This window comes from Halomonas eurihalina, assembly GCF_008274785.1.
GTDB lineage: Bacteria > Pseudomonadota > Gammaproteobacteria > Pseudomonadales > Halomonadaceae > Halomonas > Halomonas eurihalina.
On the sequence record NZ_VTPU01000055.1, the window covers coordinates 1 to 260 of the forward strand.

Annotated in this window: 1 protein-coding gene; it reads left to right on the plus strand. The window is 59.2% G+C overall.

The window, feature by feature from the left end; genetic code table 11:
- Window positions 1-260, plus strand: a 260-nt coding sequence (locus tag FZZ93_RS18240; RefSeq protein ID WP_187774574.1) for a hypothetical protein, incomplete at both ends; no start/stop codon positions are given.

Genomic DNA, 260 nt, shown 5'->3' on the forward strand with positions numbered 1-260 from the left:
CGAGGAAGAAGCCAAGCGTAAGGCCGAGGAAGAAGCCAAGCGTAAGGCCGAGGAAGAAGCCAAGCGTAAGGCCGAGGAAGAAGCCAAGCGCCAGGCCGAAGAGGAAGCCAAGCGTAAAGCCGAAGAGGAAGCCAGGCGTAAGGCCGAGGAAGAAGCCAAGCGTAAGGCCGAAGAGGAAGCCAGGCGTAAGGCCGAGGAAGAAGCCAAGCGTAAGGCCGAGGAAGAAGCCAAGCGTAAGGCCGAGGAAGAAGCCAAGCGTA